Source organism: Mesorhizobium monacense, from assembly GCF_056781675.1.
The window spans coordinates 6,001,385-6,020,240 of the sequence record NZ_CM165567.1; the positions used below are offsets into that span (position 1 = coordinate 6,001,385).

Annotated in this window: 20 protein-coding genes; 16 read left to right on the top strand and 4 right to left on the bottom strand. The window is 64.4% G+C overall.

What is annotated here, in order from left to right; all coding sequences use genetic code 11:
* Positions 1-35 precede the first annotated feature (35 nt).
* Together AC1RUK_RS28770 and zapE are read left to right on the top strand one after the other, a co-directional pair.
* Positions 36-575, top strand: a complete 540-nt coding sequence (locus tag AC1RUK_RS28770; protein WP_481837927.1) for a protease inhibitor Inh/omp19 family protein — start codon at positions 36-38, stop codon at positions 573-575.
* Between the two features lie 89 nt (positions 576-664).
* Positions 665-1,852 (top strand): cell division protein ZapE, encoded by a 1,188-nt coding sequence (zapE, locus tag AC1RUK_RS28775; RefSeq protein WP_481837926.1) that lies wholly within the window; start codon positions 665-667, stop codon positions 1,850-1,852.
* Between the two features lie 48 nt (positions 1,853-1,900).
* Here the strand turns inward: zapE and AC1RUK_RS28780 are convergent, their stop codons facing one another.
* Together AC1RUK_RS28780 and AC1RUK_RS28785 are read right to left on the bottom strand one after the other, a co-directional pair.
* On the bottom strand, positions 1,901-2,620 hold the full coding sequence (locus AC1RUK_RS28780) for a cysteine hydrolase family protein (protein WP_481837925.1): 720 nt from the start codon (positions 2,618-2,620) through the stop codon (positions 1,901-1,903).
* Positions 2,621-2,713: 93 nt separating this feature from the next.
* Entirely contained in the window at positions 2,714-3,142 is a 429-nt protein-coding gene (locus tag AC1RUK_RS28785) for a GNAT family N-acetyltransferase (RefSeq protein WP_481837924.1), read from the bottom strand.
* A gap of 214 nt (positions 3,143-3,356) precedes the next feature.
* Between AC1RUK_RS28785 and mdh the strand changes: the two genes are divergently transcribed.
* From mdh to AC1RUK_RS28840, 11 genes are all read left to right on the top strand, one after another.
* Positions 3,357-4,325, top strand: coding sequence for a malate dehydrogenase (mdh, locus tag AC1RUK_RS28790; protein ID WP_436169858.1), 969 nt, complete (start codon positions 3,357-3,359; stop codon positions 4,323-4,325).
* Between the two features lie 32 nt (positions 4,326-4,357).
* Positions 4,358-5,551, top strand: a complete 1,194-nt coding sequence (gene sucC / locus AC1RUK_RS28795; RefSeq protein ID WP_481837923.1) for an ADP-forming succinate--CoA ligase subunit beta — start codon at positions 4,358-4,360, stop codon at positions 5,549-5,551.
* A 4-nt stretch (positions 5,552-5,555) separates the two neighbouring features.
* Positions 5,556-5,927, top strand: coding sequence for a cupin domain-containing protein (locus AC1RUK_RS28800; RefSeq protein ID WP_481837922.1), 372 nt, complete (start codon positions 5,556-5,558; stop codon positions 5,925-5,927).
* Between the two features lie 49 nt (positions 5,928-5,976).
* Entirely contained in the window at positions 5,977-6,879 is a 903-nt protein-coding gene (sucD, locus tag AC1RUK_RS28805; protein WP_481837921.1) for a succinate--CoA ligase subunit alpha, read from the top strand.
* 112 nt (positions 6,880-6,991) lie between these two features.
* Positions 6,992-9,979, top strand: coding sequence for a 2-oxoglutarate dehydrogenase E1 component (locus tag AC1RUK_RS28810; protein WP_481837920.1), 2,988 nt, complete (start codon positions 6,992-6,994; stop codon positions 9,977-9,979).
* A gap of 28 nt (positions 9,980-10,007) precedes the next feature.
* Complete coding sequence (gene odhB / locus AC1RUK_RS28815) at positions 10,008-11,282, top strand: 2-oxoglutarate dehydrogenase complex dihydrolipoyllysine-residue succinyltransferase (protein WP_481837919.1); 1,275 nt, start codon at positions 10,008-10,010, stop codon at positions 11,280-11,282.
* A gap of 42 nt (positions 11,283-11,324) precedes the next feature.
* Positions 11,325-11,843: a hypothetical protein gene (locus AC1RUK_RS28820; RefSeq protein ID WP_481837918.1), complete on the top strand. Its 519-nt coding sequence runs from the start codon at positions 11,325-11,327 to the stop codon at positions 11,841-11,843.
* Positions 11,840-12,595 carry an SDR family oxidoreductase gene (locus tag AC1RUK_RS28825; RefSeq protein ID WP_481837917.1) on the top strand — a complete coding sequence of 252 codons (756 nt, stop codon included), beginning with the start codon at positions 11,840-11,842 and terminating at the stop codon, positions 12,593-12,595. The genes AC1RUK_RS28820 and AC1RUK_RS28825 overlap by 4 nt, the downstream gene beginning before the upstream one ends.
* Positions 12,596-12,619: 24 nt before the next feature.
* Positions 12,620-14,023 (top strand): dihydrolipoyl dehydrogenase, encoded by a 1,404-nt coding sequence (gene lpdA / locus AC1RUK_RS28830; protein WP_481837916.1) that lies wholly within the window; start codon positions 12,620-12,622, stop codon positions 14,021-14,023.
* Positions 14,024-14,207: 184 nt separating this feature from the next.
* The gene (locus AC1RUK_RS28835) at positions 14,208-14,558 is read left to right on the top strand and encodes a hypothetical protein (RefSeq protein ID WP_481837915.1); all 351 of its coding nucleotides are present in this window, start codon (positions 14,208-14,210) and stop codon (positions 14,556-14,558) included.
* Positions 14,558-14,944, top strand: a complete 387-nt coding sequence (locus AC1RUK_RS28840; protein ID WP_481837914.1) for a hypothetical protein — start codon at positions 14,558-14,560, stop codon at positions 14,942-14,944. The genes AC1RUK_RS28835 and AC1RUK_RS28840 overlap by 1 nt, the downstream gene beginning before the upstream one ends.
* Here AC1RUK_RS28840 and AC1RUK_RS28845 read toward each other — a convergent pair.
* Both AC1RUK_RS28845 and AC1RUK_RS28850 read right to left on the bottom strand, forming a co-directional pair.
* Complete coding sequence (locus tag AC1RUK_RS28845) at positions 14,937-16,004, bottom strand: TraB/GumN family protein (RefSeq protein WP_481837913.1); 1,068 nt, start codon at positions 16,002-16,004, stop codon at positions 14,937-14,939. The genes AC1RUK_RS28840 and AC1RUK_RS28845 overlap by 8 nt on opposite strands.
* A gap of 62 nt (positions 16,005-16,066) precedes the next feature.
* Entirely contained in the window at positions 16,067-17,005 is a 939-nt protein-coding gene (locus AC1RUK_RS28850; RefSeq protein ID WP_481837912.1) for a tyrosine recombinase XerC, read from the bottom strand.
* Between the two features lie 113 nt (positions 17,006-17,118).
* On the opposite strand from AC1RUK_RS28850, the gene rimM reads away from it, so the two are divergent.
* The 3 genes from rimM to AC1RUK_RS28865 are packed head-to-tail and all read left to right on the top strand — an operon-like array spanning position 17,119 to position 18,852.
* Complete coding sequence (gene rimM, locus AC1RUK_RS28855) at positions 17,119-17,718, top strand: ribosome maturation factor RimM (RefSeq protein ID WP_481837911.1); 600 nt, start codon at positions 17,119-17,121, stop codon at positions 17,716-17,718.
* Entirely contained in the window at positions 17,715-18,416 is a 702-nt protein-coding gene (gene trmD / locus AC1RUK_RS28860) for a tRNA (guanosine(37)-N1)-methyltransferase TrmD (protein ID WP_481837910.1), read from the top strand. Before rimM ends, trmD begins: the two co-directional genes overlap by 4 nt.
* A complete protein-coding gene (locus AC1RUK_RS28865) occupies positions 18,409-18,852 on the top strand; it encodes a DUF4279 domain-containing protein (RefSeq protein ID WP_481837909.1) in 444 nt (147 codons plus the stop codon). The genes trmD and AC1RUK_RS28865 overlap by 8 nt, the downstream gene beginning before the upstream one ends.
* Positions 18,853-18,856: the final 4 nt, after the last annotated feature.

Consider the following 18,856-nt stretch of genomic DNA (forward strand, 5'->3'; position numbering starts at 1 on the left):
CGGCGTCCCCCCAGCCGTATCCGACGGAGGTTGGAATGATTTTTTCGAAGACTGCTCTGGTGGCCGTATCGCTTGCCGCGCTTGTTGCAAGCGGCTGTTCGACCTCGCGGTTCTCCTCGATGGACGACCAGCAGCCGGCGCCGCTGACGCCGGCGCCATCCGGAACGGTCACGGGAAACCAGCTGCCGCCGCCGGCCGCGCCCGGCACCACCGACCCGTCGCAGTTCCCGACAGCGCCGGGGAACAGCCAGGTCGCCTCGCTGCCGCCGGACGGCACGGCGCCCGCCGGCGCACCGGATCTGACCGCGGCCAGCGTTGCCGGCGTCTGGAACGCCAGCGTGTCAGGCCAGAGCTGCAAGGTGGCGACGCCACAAACCAAATTCGGCGCCGGCTACCGCGCCGGCCCGCTGCACTGCCCAGCGCCGATCGACGGCATCAAGTCCTGGAACGTCGCCGGCAAGCAGCTGACGCTTTACGACGAGAATGGTGGCACGTTGGCGCGCCTCTATTCCTCGGGCGGCGAGAAATTCGACGGCCAGACTTCCACCGGCCTGCCGATCTCGCTTACAAGATAGGCCGATCCGCCCCTTATTTGTTTTTACGCAATTCCGGACGGAAAACCGCTACACACTTTTCCTGGAATTGCTCGAGAACGACGTGACCGATGCATCTGCGTGACGGCCTCCAGACCCATGCGACCGTCAGGCAGCGCTACGACCATCTGGTCGAGACCGGCGCCATCGAGCGCGATCCGGCGCAGGAGCGCATCGCCGCGGCACTCGACCGGCTGACCGACGAGATCTCGGTCAAGCGGCTGGCGCAGAAGTCGAGCGCGCTCGGCTGGCTGTTTGCCCGCAAGCAGCCGCCCGCGCCGGTCAAGGGTCTCTACATCCATGGCGGCGTCGGCCGCGGCAAGACAATGCTGATGGACATGTTCTTCGAGCTGCTGCCGGTTCGGCGCAAGCGCCGCGCGCATTTCAACGACTTCATGGCCGATGTGCAGGACCGCATCCAGAAGCACCGGCAGGCGCGCAAGAATGGCGACGTCAAGGAGGACGATCCGATCCCGCCAGTGGCGCGCGCGCTGGCCGAGCAGGCCTGGGTGCTGTGCTTCGACGAGTTCTCGGTCACCGACATCGCCGACGCGATGATCCTGTCCCGTCTGTTTTCGGCGCTGTTTGCCAATGGCGTCGTGCTGGTCGCCACCTCCAATGTCACAGCCGACGATCTCTACCGCGACGGGCTGAACCGTCAGCTTTTCCTGCCCTTTGTCGGCATACTGGGGCGGCATGCCGAGGTGCTTGCTCTCGACGCCGACAAGGACTACCGGCTCGAAAAGCTCAGCCGCATGCCGGTCTATGTCACGCCGGACGATGCAGGCGCCGACCAGATGCTCGACCAGGCCTGGGAAGCGATGACGCATGGTCGGCCGACGGCAGAGACGGCGCTGACCGTGAAGGGACGGCAGGTGGCGGTACCCCGCGCCGCCGGCGAAGCGGCGCGCTTCTCCTTCGCCGATCTTTGCGAAAAGCCGCTCGGCGCGCGTGACTATCTGGCGATCGCCGGCCGCTTCTCGACCCTCTTCATCGACCATGTGCCGGTGCTCGGCGAAGGCAAGCGCAACGAGGCCAAACGCTTCATCCTGCTGATCGACACGCTCTACGACCATCATGTGCGGCTGGTGGTCAGCGCCGAAGCCTTGCCGCCCGGGCTCTATACGGCCAAGCGCGGCAACGAGGTGTTCGAATTCGAGCGCACCGCCTCGCGGCTGATCGAGATGCAGAGTCGCGACTGGCTGGAGGATTGGGCGCAGAAGGCGACGCCACCGGAGGCGCAACAGGCGCAGGCGTAGAAGGCTTCGCTCACTGCAACTCGGCGTTTAGGCCGGCGGGCCGATCCTTCATTCGGCCGCTGCGCGTTGCTCGGCCAGGGCGCCGATCACGGCATCAGACTCGGCCGTCCAGCCGAAAAGGACCTCGATGGCGAGCAGCGATGCCTCGTGGTTGCTGCGCGGGGCGTTTGCGCCAATCAGCTCCGTCGTGCAATCCCTGAGCACGATGCAGCGATAATCGCGGAATGTCGCGTCGCGGACCGTCGATTCGACGCATATGCTTGTCGTCGCCCCGGTGAAGATCAACGTGTCGATGCCTCTGGCGCGCAGTACAGAGTCGAGCGAGGTTTCGAAGAAAGCGCTGAAGCGATGCTTCGAAATCACGGCGTCTCCAGGGTGGGGCGAGAGGTCCGGAACGATCGCCGTATTCCAGGTGCCGCGCACCAGGACCCGGCTTTCGCTGCCGTCCGGGGCCGCGACGGTGCGCCCGACATTCATGCGCTTGTGCTTGATCCGGTGCGGGGCGTCCTCGCTTCCGGCATCGGAGAGGTCGGCATTGTGCTCCTGTCTTGTGTAGATGATGAACAGTCCGGCATTGCGCGCCGCCTCGAGCAAGCGCGAGATGGGCTGGACGAGACGGCCGATCGGCGCAATGTCAAGGCCGGCAAAGTCGAACATGCCGCCGCGACTGCCGAAATCGTTCTGCATGTCGATGACCATGACCGCAGCCCGGCCGGTATCGAAGCTGACTGGTTCAGGTCTCGCCTCGATGGAATGTCGCGCTCCCATGAGCATCCCTCCATTCGTATTCGTGCGCTGACGGCTGCACTATTGTGCGCATCATACCATGGTTGCCGGCAGGAAGTACTCGTCAGGTGAAGCCTAAAGCTCATACACATACATGACGAACTCTTCCGCTGGCCCATGCCGCCCGGTGCGCGACTCATAGAGTGCCCGCGCCGCAGCATTGTCCGGTTCGGTTCCTACCCAAGCCTCCCCGCAGCCATGCTCACGTCCAATCGCGAACATGGCGTCGAGCATTTTTCGGGCGATGCCCTGGCGCAGGAAGGCCGGCGTCACGCCGACCTCGTCGATGTAGAGTTCGCTCACCTTGTCGGGATGGCGGTGGATGACGGCGGCGCATTGGCCGACCACCACGCCGTCGGCCAATGCCACGATCATGAAATGTCCCGGCGAGGCGAGGTAGGCGGCAAGCCGGTCAGGCCGCACCGGCTCGTCGAACACGTCCTCGGCGACGTGCATCACAAGGGCGTCATCGCCCGCTTCAAGCCTTCTGATTTCGATCGTCATTGTGTAAATTCCCCAAAGTCGGCTCACAAATTTTGACGTTTACGTAAGTCCCAAACCATCTAACCGATTGAAATTCCTACGCCCAAAATAATCGTTTGAATTTCATCTCCACCGGGGCTATTGGGTGCGGCGAAAATCCGCGGTTCCCCGCAGCATTCCGGCCTCTTCCTCGACGCCGTTTGGCGCCGTCACCGACAAGGGAAAACATCCTGACATGGCACGCAACAAGATAGCGCTCATCGGCTCTGGCATGATCGGCGGCACGCTCGCCCATATGATCGGCCTCAAGGATCTCGGCGATGTGGTGCTGTTCGATATCGCCGAGGGCATTCCGCAAGGCAAGGGGCTGGATATCGCGCAATCGTCGCCGGTCGACGGCTTCGACTCCAGGCTGACCGGCGTCAACGACTATGCCGGGATCGAGGGCGCCGATGTCTGCATCGTCACCGCCGGCGTGCCGCGCAAGCCGGGCATGAGCCGCGACGACCTCCTCGGCATCAACCTCAAGGTCATGGAACAGGTCGGCGCCGGGCTGAAGAAATACGCGCCGAAGGCCTTCGTCATCTGCATCACCAACCCGCTCGACGCCATGGTCTGGGCGCTGCAGAAGTTTTCCGGCCTGCCCAAGACCCATGTCGTCGGCATGGCCGGCGTGCTCGACAGTTCACGTTTCCGCTATTTCCTGGCCGAGGAGTTCAAGGTCTCGGTCGAGGATGTCACCGCCTTCGTGCTCGGCGGCCATGGTGACTCCATGGTGCCGATGATCCGCTACTCGACGGTCGCCGGCATTCCGCTGCCCGATCTCGTCAAGATGGGCTGGACCTCGAAGGACAAGCTCGACCAGATCGTCCAGCGCACCCGCGATGGCGGTGCCGAGATCGTCGGCCTCTTGAAGACCGGCTCGGCCTACTACGCCCCGGCCGCTTCGGCGATCTCGATGGCCGAGGCCTACCTCAAGGACAAGAAGCGCGTGCTGCCGTGTGCGGCGCACCTCTCGGGCCAGTATGGCGTCAAGAACACCTATGTCGGCGTTCCCGTGGTGATCGGCGCCGGCGGTGTCGAGCGCATCATCGAGATCGACCTCTCGAAGAGCGAGCAGAAGATGTTCGACAGCTCGGTGGCAGCGGTGCAGGGCCTCACCGAAGCCTGCGTCAAGATCGCCCCGCACCTCGCCTCGAAGTGATCCCCCAGCAATCGATCTGGAGATATTGAGCCATGAACATCCATGAATATCAGGGCAAGGCGCTGCTGAAGAGTTTTGGCGCGCCGGTTGCCGAGGGCGTGCCGGTGTTCGAGGCGAGCGAGGCGGAAGCCGCCGCCAAGGCGCTGCCCGGCCCGCTCTATGTGGTGAAGAGCCAGATCCATGCCGGCGGCCGCGGCAAGGGCAAGTTCAAGGAACTTTCGCCCGACGCCAAGGGCGGGGTGCGGCTGGCGAAGTCGGTGGCCGATGTGGTCACCAACGCCAACGAGATGCTCGGCAACACGCTGGTCACCAAGCAGACCGGCCCGGCCGGCAAGCAGGTCAACCGGCTTTATATCGAGGACGGCGCCGACATCGAGCGCGAGCTTTATCTGTCGATCCTGGTCGACCGTTCGGTCGGCCGTATCGCCTTCGTCGTCTCGACCGAGGGCGGCATGGACATCGAGGCGGTCGCCCACGACACGCCGGAAAAGATCATCACCGTCGCCGTCGATCCGGAAAAGGGCGTGACGGCGGATGACGTGCAGACGCTCAACGGCGCGCTGAAGCTCGACGGCGACGCGGCCAAGGACGGCGGCACGCTGTTCCCGCTGCTCTACAAGGCCTTCGTCGAGAAGGACATGAGCCTGCTCGAAGTCAACCCGCTGATCGTCATGAAGAACGGCCGGCTGCGCGTGCTCGACGCGAAAGTGTCGTTCGACAACAACGCGCTGTTCCGCCACCCCGACGTGATGGAGCTGCGCGACACCACCGAAGAGGACGAGAAGGAGATCGAGGCGTCGAAATACGACCTCGCCTATGTCGCGCTCGACGGCAATATCGGCTGCATGGTCAACGGCGCCGGGCTTGCCATGGCGACGATGGACATCATCAAGCTCTATGGTGCCGAGCCCGCCAACTTCCTCGACGTCGGCGGTGGCGCTTCCAAGGAGAAGGTGACGGCGGCGTTCAAGATCATCACCCGGGACCCGGCGGTCGAAGGCATTTTGATCAACATCTTCGGCGGCATCATGAAGTGCGACGTCATTGCCGAGGGCGTGATCGCCGCGGTCAAGGAAGTCGGGCTGAAGGTGCCGCTGGTGGTGCGGCTCGAAGGCACCAATGCCGAGCTTGGCAAGAAGATCATCAACGACAGCGGCCTCAACGTCGTCTCCGCCGACGACCTCGATGATGCTGCCAAGAAGATCGTTGCGGCGGTGAAGGGCTGAGCCTGTGCCTCCGCGCAAGATAAACCTCGTCGAGGCGGCGGACCGGACGATCACCAAGGTGTTCGATCCGCACATCGCTGGCGACGTCAATGACAGCCAGGCGAAGGTCGCCAAGTTCGGCGAGGTCTTCGACTGGCACGCGCATGACAATGAGGACGAAGCCTTCCTCGTGCTGCGCGGGCGTATCGCCATCGATTTCCGCGACGGTCCGGTCGAGCTCGGCGAAGGCGACTTCATCGTCGTGCCGCGCGGCGTCGAGCACCGGCCGCGCTCGCTCACCGATGAGCCGGTGGTGCTGATGTTCGAGCCGGCGACGACGTTAAACACCGGCAATGCCAAGAGCGACCTCACCGTCGCCGATCTCAAGCGGCTCTGACCATGACCGCGCAGCCTTCCTCGATCAACGGTTTTTAAAAAGGGCTCCAATGTCCATTCTCGTCGACAAGAACACCAAGGTGCTCGTGCAAGGCCTGACCGGCAAGACCGGCACGTTCCACACCGAGCAGGCTTTGGCCTATCACGGCACCAAAATGGTCGGTGGTATCCACCCCAAGAAGGGCGGCGAGACCTGGACCGGCGCGACGGGCGAAAGCCTGCCGATCTTCGCCAGCGTCGCCGAAGGCAAGGAAAAGACCGGCGCCAACGCTTCCGTCGTCTATGTGCCGCCGGCGGGTGCGGCCGAAGCGATCATCGAGGCGATCGAGGCGGAGATCCCGCTGATCGTCTGCATCACCGAAGGCATACCGGTGATGGACATGGTCAAGGTCAAGGCGCGGCTCGACCGCTCGACCTCGCGGCTGATCGGCCCGAACTGCCCCGGCGTGCTCACCCCCGACGAATGCAAGATCGGCATCATGCCCGGCAACATCTTCCGCAAGGGTTCGGTCGGCGTTGTTTCCCGCTCGGGAACGCTTACCTATGAGGCGGTGTTCCAGACCACCAATGTCGGCCTCGGCCAGACCACCGCCGTCGGTATCGGCGGCGATCCCGTGAAAGGCACCGAGTTCATCGACATGCTGGAGATGTTCCTCGCCGACGACGAGACCAAGTCGATCATCATGATCGGCGAGATCGGCGGCTCGGCCGAGGAAGACGCCGCGCAGTTCCTCAAGGACGAAGCCAAGCGTGGCCGCAGGAAGCCGATGGCCGGCTTCATCGCCGGGCGCACGGCGCCGGCCGGCCGCACGATGGGCCATGCGGGCGCGGTCATCTCCGGCGGCAAGGGCGGCGCCGAGGACAAGATCGCGGCAATGGAATCGGCAGGGATCAAGGTTTCGCCCTCGCCGGCAAGGCTGGGCACCACCTTGGTCGAGGCGATCAAGGGTTAAGTGAGTAGTGAATAGCGAATAGGGAAGAACAGAGTAACGACGGCGACCCAGGCTAATCGCTACTCACTATTCGCTTTTGAAAAGGAGACGGAGCAGGCGCTCCGCTGAGAAAATGGCAAGACAAGATCAGGCCAACGACCAATTCTCGCTCACCTCTTTCCTCTATGGCGGCAATGCCGACTATATCGACGCGCTCTACGCCGCCTATGAGGACGATCCGGAATCGGTCAACCCCGAATGGCAGGACTTCTTCGCGGCGCTGCAGGACGACGCCGCCGATGTCCGCAAGAACGCCAAGGGCGCCTCATGGGCCAGGCCGTCCTGGCCGCTGCAGGCCAATGGCGAGCTGGTGTCGGCGCTCGACGGCAATTGGGGCATCGTCGAAAAGCATCTGGAAAAGAAGGTCAAGGACAGAGCTGTCACCAACGGTATCGTCCTTTCCGACGCCGACGTGCACCAGGCGACGCGCGATTCGGTGCGCGCCATCATGATGATCCGCGCCTACCGCATGCGCGGCCATCTGCACGCCAATCTCGACCCGCTCGGCATCGCCAAGCCGCTCGAGGACTATAACGAGCTGTCGCCGGAGAATTACGGCTTCGTCGCCGCCGACTACGACCGGCCGATCTTCCTCGACAATGTGCTCGGGCTTGAATTCGGCACGATCCGGCAGATGCTGGAGATTCTCACCCGCACCTATTGCTCGACGCTCGGCGTCGAGTTCATGCACATTTCCGATCCCGAGGAGAAGGCCTGGATCCAGGCGCGCATCGAGGGCGCCGACAAGGAGATCACCTTCACCGCTCCCGGCAAGAAGGCGATCCTGCAAAAGCTGATCGAGGCGGAAGGCTTCGAGCAGTTCATCGACGTCAAGTACAAGGGCACCAAGCGCTTCGGCCTCGACGGAGGCGAGTCGCTGATCCCGGCGCTGGAGCAGATCCTCAAGCGCGGCGGCCAGCTCGGCCTCAAGGAGGTCGTGCTCGGCATGGCGCATCGCGGCCGCCTCAACGTGCTCTCCCAGGTGATGGCCAAGCCGCACCGCGCCATCTTCCACGAGTTCAAGGGCGGCTCGGCGGCTCCCGACGAGGTCGAGGGCTCGGGCGACGTCAAGTACCATCTCGGCGCCTCTTCGGACCGCGAGTTCGACGGCAACAAGGTGCATCTGTCGCTGACCGCCAACCCCTCGCATCTGGAAATCGTCGATCCGGTGGTGATGGGCAAGGCGCGCGCCAAGCAGGACCAGTTCGCCGGGCGCGAGCGCGGCGAGATCGTGCCGCTGTCGGAACGCGCCAAGGTGATGCCGCTGCTGCTCCACGGCGACGCCGCCTTCGCCGGCCAGGGCGTGATTGCCGAGATCCTCGGCCTGTCGGGCCTGCGCGGTCACCGCGTCGCCGGCACGCTGCATTTCATCATCAACAACCAGATCGGCTTCACCACCAATCCGCGTTTCTCGCGCTCGTCGCCCTATCCGTCGGATGTGGCCAAGATGATCGAGGCGCCGATCTTCCACGTCAATGGCGACGACCCGGAAGCCGTGGTCCATGGCGCCAAGGTGGCGACCGAATTCCGCATGAAGTTCCACAAGCCGGTCGTGGTCGACATGTTCTGCTATCGCCGCTTCGGCCACAATGAGGGCGACGAGCCGGCCTTCACCCAGCCGATCATGTATCGCAGCATCCGCAACCACAAGACGACTGTGCAGATCTATGCCGACCGCCTGATCGCCGAAGGCCACATCACCCAGGCTGAGTATGACAAGATGAAGGCCGACTGGCGGGCGCATCTCGAATCGGAATGGGAGGTCGGCCAGAGCTACAAGCCGAACAAGGCCGACTGGCTGGACGGCGCCTGGTCGGGCCTGCGCACGGCCGACAACCAGGACGAACAGCGGCGCGGCAAGACCGCCGTGCCGGTCAAGACGCTGAAGGAAATCGGCAAGAAGCTGACCGAAGTGCCGAAGGATTTCGAGGCGCACAAGACGATCCTGCGCTTCCTCGAGAACCGCCGCCAGGCGATCGAGTCCGGCGAAGGCATCGACTGGTCGACCGCCGAGGTGCTGGCCTTCGGCGCCATCCTGCTCGACGGCAATCCGATCCGGCTGTCGGGCCAGGATTCCGAGCGCGGCACCTTCTCGCAGCGCCATTCCGTGCTCTACGACCAGCGCGACGAAACCCGCTACATCCCGCTCAACAATCTTTCGGCGGCGCAGGCCGGCTACGAGGTCATCAACTCGATGCTGTCGGAAGAAGCGGTGCTCGGCTTCGAGTATGGCTACAGCCTCGCCGAACCGAAGGCTTTGACGCTGTGGGAAGCGCAGTTCGGCGACTTCGCCAACGGCGCCCAGGTGGTGTTCGACCAGTTCATCTCGTCGGGCGAGCGCAAGTGGCTCAGAATGTCGGGCCTCGTCTGCCTGTTACCGCATGGCTATGAGGGCCAGGGTCCCGAACACTCCTCGGCCCGGCTTGAACGCTTCCTGCAGCTTTGCGCCGAAGACAACATGCAGGTCGCCAACGTCACCACGCCGGCTAACTACTTCCACATTCTGCGCCGGCAGCTGAAGCGCGACTTCCGCAAGCCGCTGATCCTGATGACGCCGAAGTCGCTGCTGCGCCACAAGCGGGCGGTGTCGACGCTGCCGGAGATCTCCGGCGAAAGCTCCTTCCACCGGCTGCTGTGGGACGATGCCCAGCTGCTTTCCGGCCAGGCGATCAAGCTGGTCAAGGATTCCAAGATCCGCCGTGTCGTGCTGTGCTCGGGCAAGGTCTATTACGACCTCTACGAAGAGCGCGAGAAGCGCGGCATCAACGACATCTACCTGCTGCGCGTCGAACAGCTCTATCCGTTCCCGGCCAAGGCGCTGATCACCGAACTGTCGCGCTTCCGCAGCGCGGAGATGGTGTGGTGCCAGGAGGAGCCGAAGAACATGGGCGCCTGGTCGTTCATCGACCCGTATCTCGAATGGGTGCTGGCGCATATCGACGCCAAGCATCAGCGGGTGCGCTACACCGGCCGGCCGGCTTCTGCCTCGCCGGCGACCGGACTGATGTCGAAGCATCTCAGCCAGCTCGCCGCCTTGCTCGACGACGCGCTCGGCGAATAGAACCCATTCAAGAGAACGGACAGGCACAATGGCTACCGAAATCCGCGTCCCCACACTCGGCGAATCCGTCACCGAGGCGACCATCGGCAAATGGTTCAAGAAGGTCGGCGACGCGATCGCCGCCGACGAGCCGCTGGTCGAGCTCGAGACCGACAAGGTGACGGTGGAGGTGCCGGCGGCGAGCGCGGGCACGCTCTCGGAGATCACCGCCAAGGAAGGCGAGACCGTTGGGGTCGGCGCGCTTCTGGGGACGATTTCGGCCGGGGCCGGCGCTGCCGCTCCCGCAACCAAGCCGCAAGCCGTGTCACAGGCGTCGAGCCCCGAGGCGGCGTCCACCGTCAAGCAGGCCGCGGCCGAGAGCGCCAAGATCGCCGGCGACGCCGGCGCGATCGAACAGCGCTCGATGCCGCCGGCGCCGGCCGCGGCAAAGCTGCTCGCCGAGGCCAATCTCGCGGTCGACCAGATCGCGGGTTCAGGCAAGCGCGGCCAGGTGCTGAAGGGCGACGTGCTCGATGCCATCGCCAAGGGCGCACCGTCGCAGCCGGCCGAGACGCCGAAGGCAGCACCGGTTGTCGTGCGCGCGTCGTCATCGGCCGACGATGCCTCGCGCGAGGAGCGCGTGCGCATGACCAAGCTGCGTCAGACCATCGCGCGTCGGCTGAAGGAAGCGCAGTCGACCGCCGCCATGCTGACCACCTTCAACGAGGTCGACATGAGCGCGGTGATGGCGCTGCGGACCAAATACAAGGACGTGTTCGAGAAGAAGCACGGCGTGAAGCTCGGCTTCATGGGCTTCTTCACTAAGGCAGTGACGCATGCCCTGAAGGAAATCCCCGCGGTCAACGCCGAGATCGACGGCACCGACATCATCTACAAGAACTTCGCCCATGTCGGCGTCGCCGTCGGCACCGAAAAAGGCCTCGTCGTGCCGGTCGTGCGCAACGCCGACCAGATGTCGATCGCCGAGATCGAGAAGGAAATTGGCAGGCTCGGCCTCGCGGCGCGCGACGGCAAGCTCTCCGTCGCCGACATGCAGGGCGGCACGTTTACGATTTCCAACGGTGGCGTTTACGGGTCGTTGATGTCGACGCCGATCCTCAATGCGCCGCAATCGGGCATTCTGGGCATGCACAAGATCCAGGACCGGCCGGTGGTGGTCGGCGGCCAGATCGTCATCCGGCCGATGATGTACCTGGCGCTGAGCTACGATCACCGCATCGTCGACGGCAAGGAAGCGGTGACCTTCCTCGTCCGCGTCAAGGAAAGCCTGGAAGATCCGGAACGGCTGGTGCTCGACCTCTAGAACGGGTTCAAGGCGAGCCCGGAGAAAGGATCGCACCACCGGATGACGACCCGTTCCTTTCGTCTGCCCAGGGGATTACCGGTCGCATCGCTTGCGGCCGGTATGGCCTTGGTCGCTGCAAATGCCTATGCCGCTTGCCCGCTGGCGCTTGCCGTCTATGGCGATGCCGAAAGCGAGGCCGGGATCGATTTCAGGCCGACCATGGACTCGGCCACCGTCACCAACAGCTTCAAGATGGTGCTCGACAAGGGCGTCGTGCTGGACGGCATCGTCATGTGGACGGACGGCGTGGCGCGGCCGCATGGTTCGCTGATGTACAAATGCCCAACCGGCGATGTCACCGGCGACGAGCTTGCCGCCTGCACGGTCTGGGAAGGCGTCGTCTACAGTGCCGATGACAAGGGCAACATCGCCCTGCTGCCGGCCGAAGGCGTCGATGCGCCGAAGACGCTGATCTTTCCCGACCTTGGGCCGTCGCTGCAGATGTCGGCGGCCTATGGCGCCGATGGCTTTTCCAAGGTGCCGTGGGATGCGTTTCTGCTGAAGGGCTGCCAGGAATGAGCGCGGCGCAAAAGGTTCTTCTGGTCACCGGCGGCAGCCGCGGCATCGGTGCGGCGGTGTGCCGGCTCGGCGCCGAAGCCGGCTACCGCGTCGCGGTCAACTACGCCTCCAATGAAGGCGCCGCCAGAGCGCTGGTCGCCGAGATCGAGGCTGGCGGCGGCGAAGCGATCGCGGTGAGAGGCGATGTCGGCAACGAGGCCGATGTCGTCGGCATGTTCGAGGCGGTCGACCGTGCCTGGGAGCGGCTCGATGCCTTCGTCAACAATGCCGGCATCGTCGACGCCAAGGCGCGCCTCGACGAGATGAGCGGCGCGCGGCTGGAACGCATGATGCGCATCAATGTCGTCGGCTCCTTTCTCTGCGCGCGCGAGGCTGTCAGGCGTATGTCGACGCTGCACGGCGGCAAGGGTGGCGCCATCGTCAACGTTTCGTCGGCCGCCTCGGCGCATGGCTCGCCGGGTGAGTATGTCGACTACGCCGCGTCCAAGGGCGCGATCGATACTTTCACCCTCGGGCTTGCCCGCGAAGTGGCGACCGAGGGCATTCGCGTCAATGCGGTGCGCCCGGGCATCATCGACACCGAAATCCATGCCTCTGGCGGCCAGCCCGACCGGGTGGCGCGCATCCAGGACACGCTGCCGATGAAAAGGGCGGGCACATCGGATGAAGTCGCGCGCGCAATCCTCTATCTGTTGTCGGACGCGGCGTCCTATTCGACGGGCGCGATCCTGAATGTAAGCGGCGGCCGCTGAGGCTAGACCAAGAAGGACACCATCATGGCTTATGACGTCGTTATCATCGGATCGGGACCGGGCGGCTATGTCTGCGCCATCAAGGCGGCGCAGCTCGGGCTGAAGACGGCTGTGGTCGAGAAGAACGCGACCTTCGGCGGCACCTGCCTCAACATTGGCTGCATCCCGTCCAAGGCGTTGCTCCATGCTTCCGAGATGTTTGCCGAGGCCGGCCATTCCTTCGATACGCTGGGCATCGAGGTGACGCCGAAGCTCAATCTGAAGAAGATGATGGCGCACAAGGACGCCACGGTGGCGGCAAACGTCAACGGCGTCGCCTTCCTGTTCAAGAAGAACAAGATCGACAGTTTTCGCGGCACCGGCAAGGTGGTCGCGGCGGGCAAGGTGTCGGTGACTGGCGAGGACGGCAAGGTCGAGGAGATCGAGACCAAGAACATCGTCATCGCCACCGGTTCCGACGTCGCCGGCATTCCCGGCGTCAAGGTCGATATCGACGAGAAGGTGATCATCTCATCTACCGGCGCGCTGTCGCTGGCCAAAATGCCGGCCCATCTGGTGGTGGTCGGCGGCGGTGTCATCGGGCTGGAACTCGGCTCGGTGTGGGCCAGGCTCGGTGCCAAGGTCACCGTGGTCGAATTTCTCGACACCATTTTGGGCGGCATGGACGGCGAGGTCTCCAAGCAGTTCCAGCGCATGCTTTCCAAGCAAGGTTTCGAGTTCAAGCTCGGAGCCAAGGTCACCGGCGTCGCCAAGGCGAAGAAAGGTGCGACCGTCACCTTCGAGCCGGTCAAGGGTGGTGCGGCCGAGACGATCGAGGCCGATACGGTGCTGATCTCGACCGGGCGCCGGGCCTATTCCGACAGTCTCGGGCTGAAGGAAGCGGGCGTCGAGGTCGACGAGCGCGGGCGGGTCAAGACCGACGGCCATCTGAGGACCAACATGCCGGGCATCTACGCCATCGGCGATGTCATTGCCGGACCGATGCTCGCCCACAAGGCCGAGGACGAGGGTGTGGCGGTTGCCGAGACCATTGCCGGCCAGGCCGGCCATGTGAACTATGACGTGATCCCAAGTGTCGTCTACACCAGCCCGGAAATCGCCTCGGTCGGCAAGACCGAGGAGGAATTGAAGAAGGCGGGCATCGACTACAAGGCCGGTAAATTCCCGTTCACCGCCAACGGCCGGGCGCGCGCCATGCTGCACACCGACGGTTTCGTCAAGATCCTGGCCGACAAGGCAAGCGACCGCGTGCTGGGCGTCCACATCGTCGGCTTCGGCGCCGGCGAGATGATCCACGAGGCGGCGGTGGTGATGGAGTTCGGCGGCTCGTCGGAAGACCTCGCCCGCACCTGCCATGCCCATCCGACGATGTCGGAAGCGGTGAAGGAAGCGGCGCTGGCCACGTTCTTCAAGCCGATCCACATCTAGAGCCGACGGGCCGAACGCTTCCGATTTCGTCATCCCTGGGCGAGGCAGCCGCGAAGCGGCGTCGCGCAGACCCTGGGATCCATGCCGTGACATCTGAGCGTTGCGGCAGTGCAGGTTCTGCTCCGCGGCATTCTGCGGCAACGGTCGGGGCATGGATCCTCGGTCAAGCTCGAGGGGACGAAGGGTGTGGCAGCTTCTGGCCAATCGCACTCATCGCCCCAAACAAAACGGCCCGCCTTTCGGCGGGCCGTTCGTCGTTGAACTCAGCAGCCTGATCAGTTGGCCGGTGCGGGCGCCGGGGCTGGCGCAGGAGCCGGTGCGGGTTCAGGCGCAGGCGCAGGCGCTGGTGCGGGAGCCGGCGCGGGTTCTGGCGCAGGCGCAGGTGCCGGAGCGGGCGCAGGGGCCGGTTCGGCGGGCTTCATCGGCTCCGGTGCGGGAGCAGGCGCCGGTGTGCTGGCGGCCGGCGGTTCGGCGGGCGCCGTGGGGTGTTCGCCGCTTCTTCCGAAAACGTAGTAGGCGACAATGGCCAGGATAATGACAACCAGGGCAATGAGCCAGCCGCTACCGCCGCCGCCCGATTTGGGCGCCGGGCCAGGAGAGGTGAAGGGGTCGTTGGGGTTCGCCATAAAAGTGTCCTCCGTGGATGAAAAGTATCAATCAACACCCATCAACGCGCAACCGTTGAACGGGTTTCATACTACGCCTGGAAAATGCCGAAAGCAGGGCAATTTTAACCCGGATTCGCTGGTTGGCATGTGTTTCCCCCGCAAATTTGGCCGCGAGCGAGCGGAAGCCAACCGTTTTGGCCTTTTTCGCTGGAAACAGGACCGATGCGTGACCGGACCGCGAATCAGGGCGAATCTCGACAAGCACCAGGCCGCGTGTGATTCGGCGTACAACCCGACCGTGCAGGTCAGTTGACGGCGGTGACGGTGTAGCCGGCCTTGCGGAAATCCTCGACCAGGCCTTGCGCGCCCGGAAGGTGCATGGCGCCGACCGCCATGAAGGCGTTGCCGCGGGCGAGGATCGGTCCGGCATGCTCAGCCATCACCTGGTTGCGGCTGGTGATCATGGTTTGATCGAAGGCCGCGTAGCCCGCCGCGTCATCGCCATCGCCTGGCAGGATCGCGCGGAACAGCGGCCAGAACATGCCGGTGTCGCCGCGCTGGTAGAGCACGATCATGGTTTCGTTGACGTCGTTTATCTTGTCGCCGAGCTTCAGGGTGTCGACCAGCCCTTTCATGTGAAAGGCGAGCGGCAGCGAAGCCATGGCGCGCAACTGGTCGGCGACCGTTTCCAGACCTTCGACGGTCTTGCCTGAAGCCATGGCATCCTGCGCGAGCTTGACGTCGAGCACTGGCGTGCCGCCGGCCTGGCGGGCGACCTCGCAGACCGGGAGCGCCACCATGGCTGACAGCAGCCACGGCTTCATCTTGGCGACGCTGCCCGGCGGGATGCCGCGCGCGTCGAGCGCCTTGTTCACCGCCGCGGCGTCATCCGGCGACAGCAGCGACGACAGCGTCGTGTGGTCGGTGAACATCATCAGGTCCGGCTCTTTGAGCATGGCCGCCATCATCTTCTGCTTGTCGAGCACTTCCGTGGTCTCGATGATGATGGTGTCGGCGGCGTCATAGGCCGTTTGCGCGGCGGGCGGCAGCGTGGTGACGCGCGGGTCGGTCATATGCATGGTGCCGAACAGGAAGGATGGCTTCTCGCCAGCCTTTTCCAGTTTCCACAACAGGCCCTTGCCGTTCGGGGTCGCGGCCGCCTCCGTCTCGATCTTGCGGTAGCTGTCCGGGTTGTCCTTCTGCAAGGCCGACAGCATGTCGGCGCCGCTGCAGGCTAGCGTCTGCGCATGCGCCCTGCCGGCGGCGAGCAGCGCGACGATCAGGAAAGACAGGAAAAACAAGACGTTGAGCGCAACAAGCAGCTTGAGCGACACAATGGCCGCGCGGTCAGCGATGGCGATGACGCGTTTCATGGCCTGCGTCTTAAGGGAAAAAAGCGGCAAAACCGTTAATCGGCGCCGCAAATTTGAAGGGTTCACGCCCGCGGATGCGCGGAGTCGTAGATTTCGAGCAGCCTTGCCGTGTCGACGCCGGTGTAGATCTGGGTGGTCGACAGGCTGGCATGACCGAGCAGTTCCTGGATGGTTCGGAGGTCGCCGCCGCGTCCCAGCAGATGCGTGGCGAAGGAATGGCGCAGCGCGTGCGGCGTCGCCGTATCGGGCAGGTTGAGCGCCGAGCGCAGTTTTGCCATCTCGCGCTGGACGATGGCCGGGTTGAGCGGGCCGCCGCGGGCACCGCGAAACAGCAGGCCCTTCGGATCGATATGATAGGGGCAGAGCTTGCGGTATTCGGCAACTGCCCTCAATGCCACCGGCAGCACTGGCACCAGCCGCGTCTTGCCGCCCTTGCCGGTGATGCGCAGCACGGTGTCGCCCTCCGACGACAGGTCGGCGCCGCTGAGGCCGAGCGCCTCGGAAATGCGCAGACCCGAGCCATAGAGCAGCGTCAGCACGGCGGCGTTGCGGGCGGCAATCCATGGCTCTTCGGCCAACTGGCCCTCCACCGACACGACATGTTTTGCGTCGCTGGCGGTCAGTGGCTTGGGCAGCGACTTTGGCTGGCGCGGTGCGCGCAGCGCTGCGGCACCCGCTGCATTGGCGAGACCGCGCCGCTCGAGGAAGCGCAACAGCGAGCGGATGCCGGCCAGCCCCCGGCCGAGCGTGCGGGCACCGGCGCCGGCGTTGCGGCGGGCGGCGAGAAAGCCGCGCAGATCTGCCGGGCGCAGATCGGCGATATCCGAAATGCCGGGCGGGCCGCCGCAATGTCCGGTCAGGAAATGCAGGAACTGGCGCGTGTCGCGCTCATAGGCTTCGACTGTCTCAGGCGACAGCCGGCGCTCGCGCGCCAGCATCTTCAGCCAGCTTTCGCGCGCCGCTTGAAGGTCGGGTTTCGCCGGGATGAGGAATTCCTGCATGGCGTTCTTCCAGTTCCCGGGCATTTTCGGCCAGCCGGGTTAGGAAGCGGTGAAGAGCGCGTCATTGAAATGACAACTGGCTAGGGCTAGAGCAAGGCAAAGGACCTTTCGCCATGAGCAAGCCCCAGAACCCCGTCCAGATGGCCGTGATCGGCGCCGCACATGGCATCAAGGGCGAACTGCGCGTGAAGACGTTTACCGGTGAGCCGCTGGCGCTGGCCGACTACGGGCCGCTCTATGCCAGGGACGGCCGCGCCTTCCAGATCATCGACATCAGGCCGGCCAACACCGTGGTCGTGGTGCGGTTCAAGGGCATCAGCGACCGCAATGCCGCCGAGGCGCTCGCCGGCACCGAACTGTTCGTCGACCGCTCGATGCTGCCCGACGATGGCGAGGAGGATGAGTTCTACCATGCCGACCTCGTCGGGCTGGCGGTCAGGGACGACACCGGCGCCGAGATCGGCAAGGTCGTCGCCGTGCACAATTTCGGCGGCGGCGACATCCTCGACGTGACGCTTGGCGGCCGCAAGGGCGTGCTGATCCCCTTCACCCAAGCCGCCGTTCCGCAAGTGTCGATCGCCGAAGGGTTTGTTCGCGTCGATCCGGCAGCCGCCGGCTTGGTCGAAGACGAAGAGGGCGAGGCGCTCGGCCGCGACGGTTTCGACCCGAAGGGCCGGCCGCGCGGACCGAGGGACGCCGGGGGCAACCGGTGAGCTTTGCCGCTTCGGTATTGACGCTCTATCCCGAGATGTTTCCGGGTGCGCTCGGTCTGTCGCTGGCCGGACGGGCGCTGGAGGCCGGCACGTGGTCGCTGGAAGCGATCCAGATTCGCGACTTCGCCACCGACCGCCACCGCACGGTCGACGATACGCCGGCCGGCGGCGGCGCCGGCATGGTGATGCGCGCCGACGTGCTGGCCAAGGCGATCGACCACGCCTCGCCGCCGGGCGATGCGCGTACAAGACTGCTGATGAGCCCGCGTGGAAAACCGCTGACGCAGGCCCGCGTGCGCGAACTGGCGGCGGGGCCGGGCGCGGTCATCCTGTGCGGCCGTTTCGAAGGCGTCGACCAGCGGCTGATCGAGGCGCGCGGGCTGGAGGAAGTCTCCATCGGCGACTTTATCCTCTCCGGTGGCGAGCCGGCAGCACTCGTGCTGCTCGACGCCGTGGTGCGGCTTTTGCCCGGCGTCATGGGCAATGCCGTGTCGGGCGAGGAAGAAAGTTTTGAGAACGGCCTACTCGAACATCCACACTACACGCGGCCGCAGGAATTCGAGGGCCGACAGATCCCCGAGGTGCTGATTTCGGGCAACCACAAGAAGATCGCCGCCTGGCGGCGCGCCGAGTCAGAGAAGCTGACAAAGGAGCGGCGGCCGGATCTGCTGGAAAATGAGCGCGTCAAGAATGGCTGAGATTACCCAGAGTTCAGCGTCGCTAAGATTCTTCGGTGATGATCTGGATCCCGCCCAACTCACGAAGCTTTTGGCTGGACAACCGACCTATGCGGTTCGGAAAGGGGATCTTCATACCTATCCCCCAAACCAACCACCTCGTGTAGCGCTGAATGGACTCTGGAGGCTGTCGTCGGGATACGACAAAGGCGATCAACTCGATCACCAGATCCCAAGTATCTTGAAGACACTTACATCAGACCATGCGATCTGGGCCGATCTCGTCCGGCGGTACAAAGTGGACATGTTCTGCGGCGTCTGGCTCGACGAGACAAATCAAGGTCTGTCGTTGACCCCGCAGACGCTGCAAATGCTGGGTGAGCGCGGCATAAAGCTCAATCTCGACATCTACTATCGACCTGAAGACGGTGCCAACGACGTTTCGGAATCGGACTGATCCG

Bases quoted from the DNA above. Each gene is read 5' to 3' on its own strand.
- AC1RUK_RS28770 (WP_481837927.1), top strand. From the start codon at position 36: ATGATTTTTTCGAAGACTGCTCTGGTGGCCGTATCGCTTGCCGCGCTT.
- zapE (WP_481837926.1), top strand. From the start codon at position 665: ATGCATCTGCGTGACGGCCTCCAGACCCATGCGACCGTCAGGCAGCGC.
- AC1RUK_RS28780 (WP_481837925.1), bottom strand. From the start codon at position 2,620: ATGGGAGCGCGACATTCCATCGAGGCGAGACCTGAACCAGTCAGCTTC.
- AC1RUK_RS28785 (WP_481837924.1), bottom strand. From the start codon at position 3,142: ATGACGATCGAAATCAGAAGGCTTGAAGCGGGCGATGACGCCCTTGTG.
- mdh (WP_436169858.1), top strand. From the start codon at position 3,357: ATGGCACGCAACAAGATAGCGCTCATCGGCTCTGGCATGATCGGCGGC.
- sucC (WP_481837923.1), top strand. From the start codon at position 4,358: ATGAACATCCATGAATATCAGGGCAAGGCGCTGCTGAAGAGTTTTGGC.
- sucD (WP_481837921.1), top strand. From the start codon at position 5,977: ATGTCCATTCTCGTCGACAAGAACACCAAGGTGCTCGTGCAAGGCCTG.
- AC1RUK_RS28810 (WP_481837920.1), top strand. From the start codon at position 6,992: ATGGCAAGACAAGATCAGGCCAACGACCAATTCTCGCTCACCTCTTTC.
- odhB (WP_481837919.1), top strand. From the start codon at position 10,008: ATGGCTACCGAAATCCGCGTCCCCACACTCGGCGAATCCGTCACCGAG.
- AC1RUK_RS28820 (WP_481837918.1), top strand. From the start codon at position 11,325: ATGACGACCCGTTCCTTTCGTCTGCCCAGGGGATTACCGGTCGCATCG.
- AC1RUK_RS28825 (WP_481837917.1), top strand. From the start codon at position 11,840: ATGAGCGCGGCGCAAAAGGTTCTTCTGGTCACCGGCGGCAGCCGCGGC.
- lpdA (WP_481837916.1), top strand. From the start codon at position 12,620: ATGGCTTATGACGTCGTTATCATCGGATCGGGACCGGGCGGCTATGTC.
- AC1RUK_RS28840 (WP_481837914.1), top strand. From the start codon at position 14,558: ATGACAACCAGGGCAATGAGCCAGCCGCTACCGCCGCCGCCCGATTTG.
- AC1RUK_RS28845 (WP_481837913.1), bottom strand. From the start codon at position 16,004: ATGAAACGCGTCATCGCCATCGCTGACCGCGCGGCCATTGTGTCGCTC.
- AC1RUK_RS28850 (WP_481837912.1), bottom strand. From the start codon at position 17,005: ATGCAGGAATTCCTCATCCCGGCGAAACCCGACCTTCAAGCGGCGCGC.
- rimM (WP_481837911.1), top strand. From the start codon at position 17,119: ATGAGCAAGCCCCAGAACCCCGTCCAGATGGCCGTGATCGGCGCCGCA.
- AC1RUK_RS28865 (WP_481837909.1), top strand. From the start codon at position 18,409: ATGGCTGAGATTACCCAGAGTTCAGCGTCGCTAAGATTCTTCGGTGAT.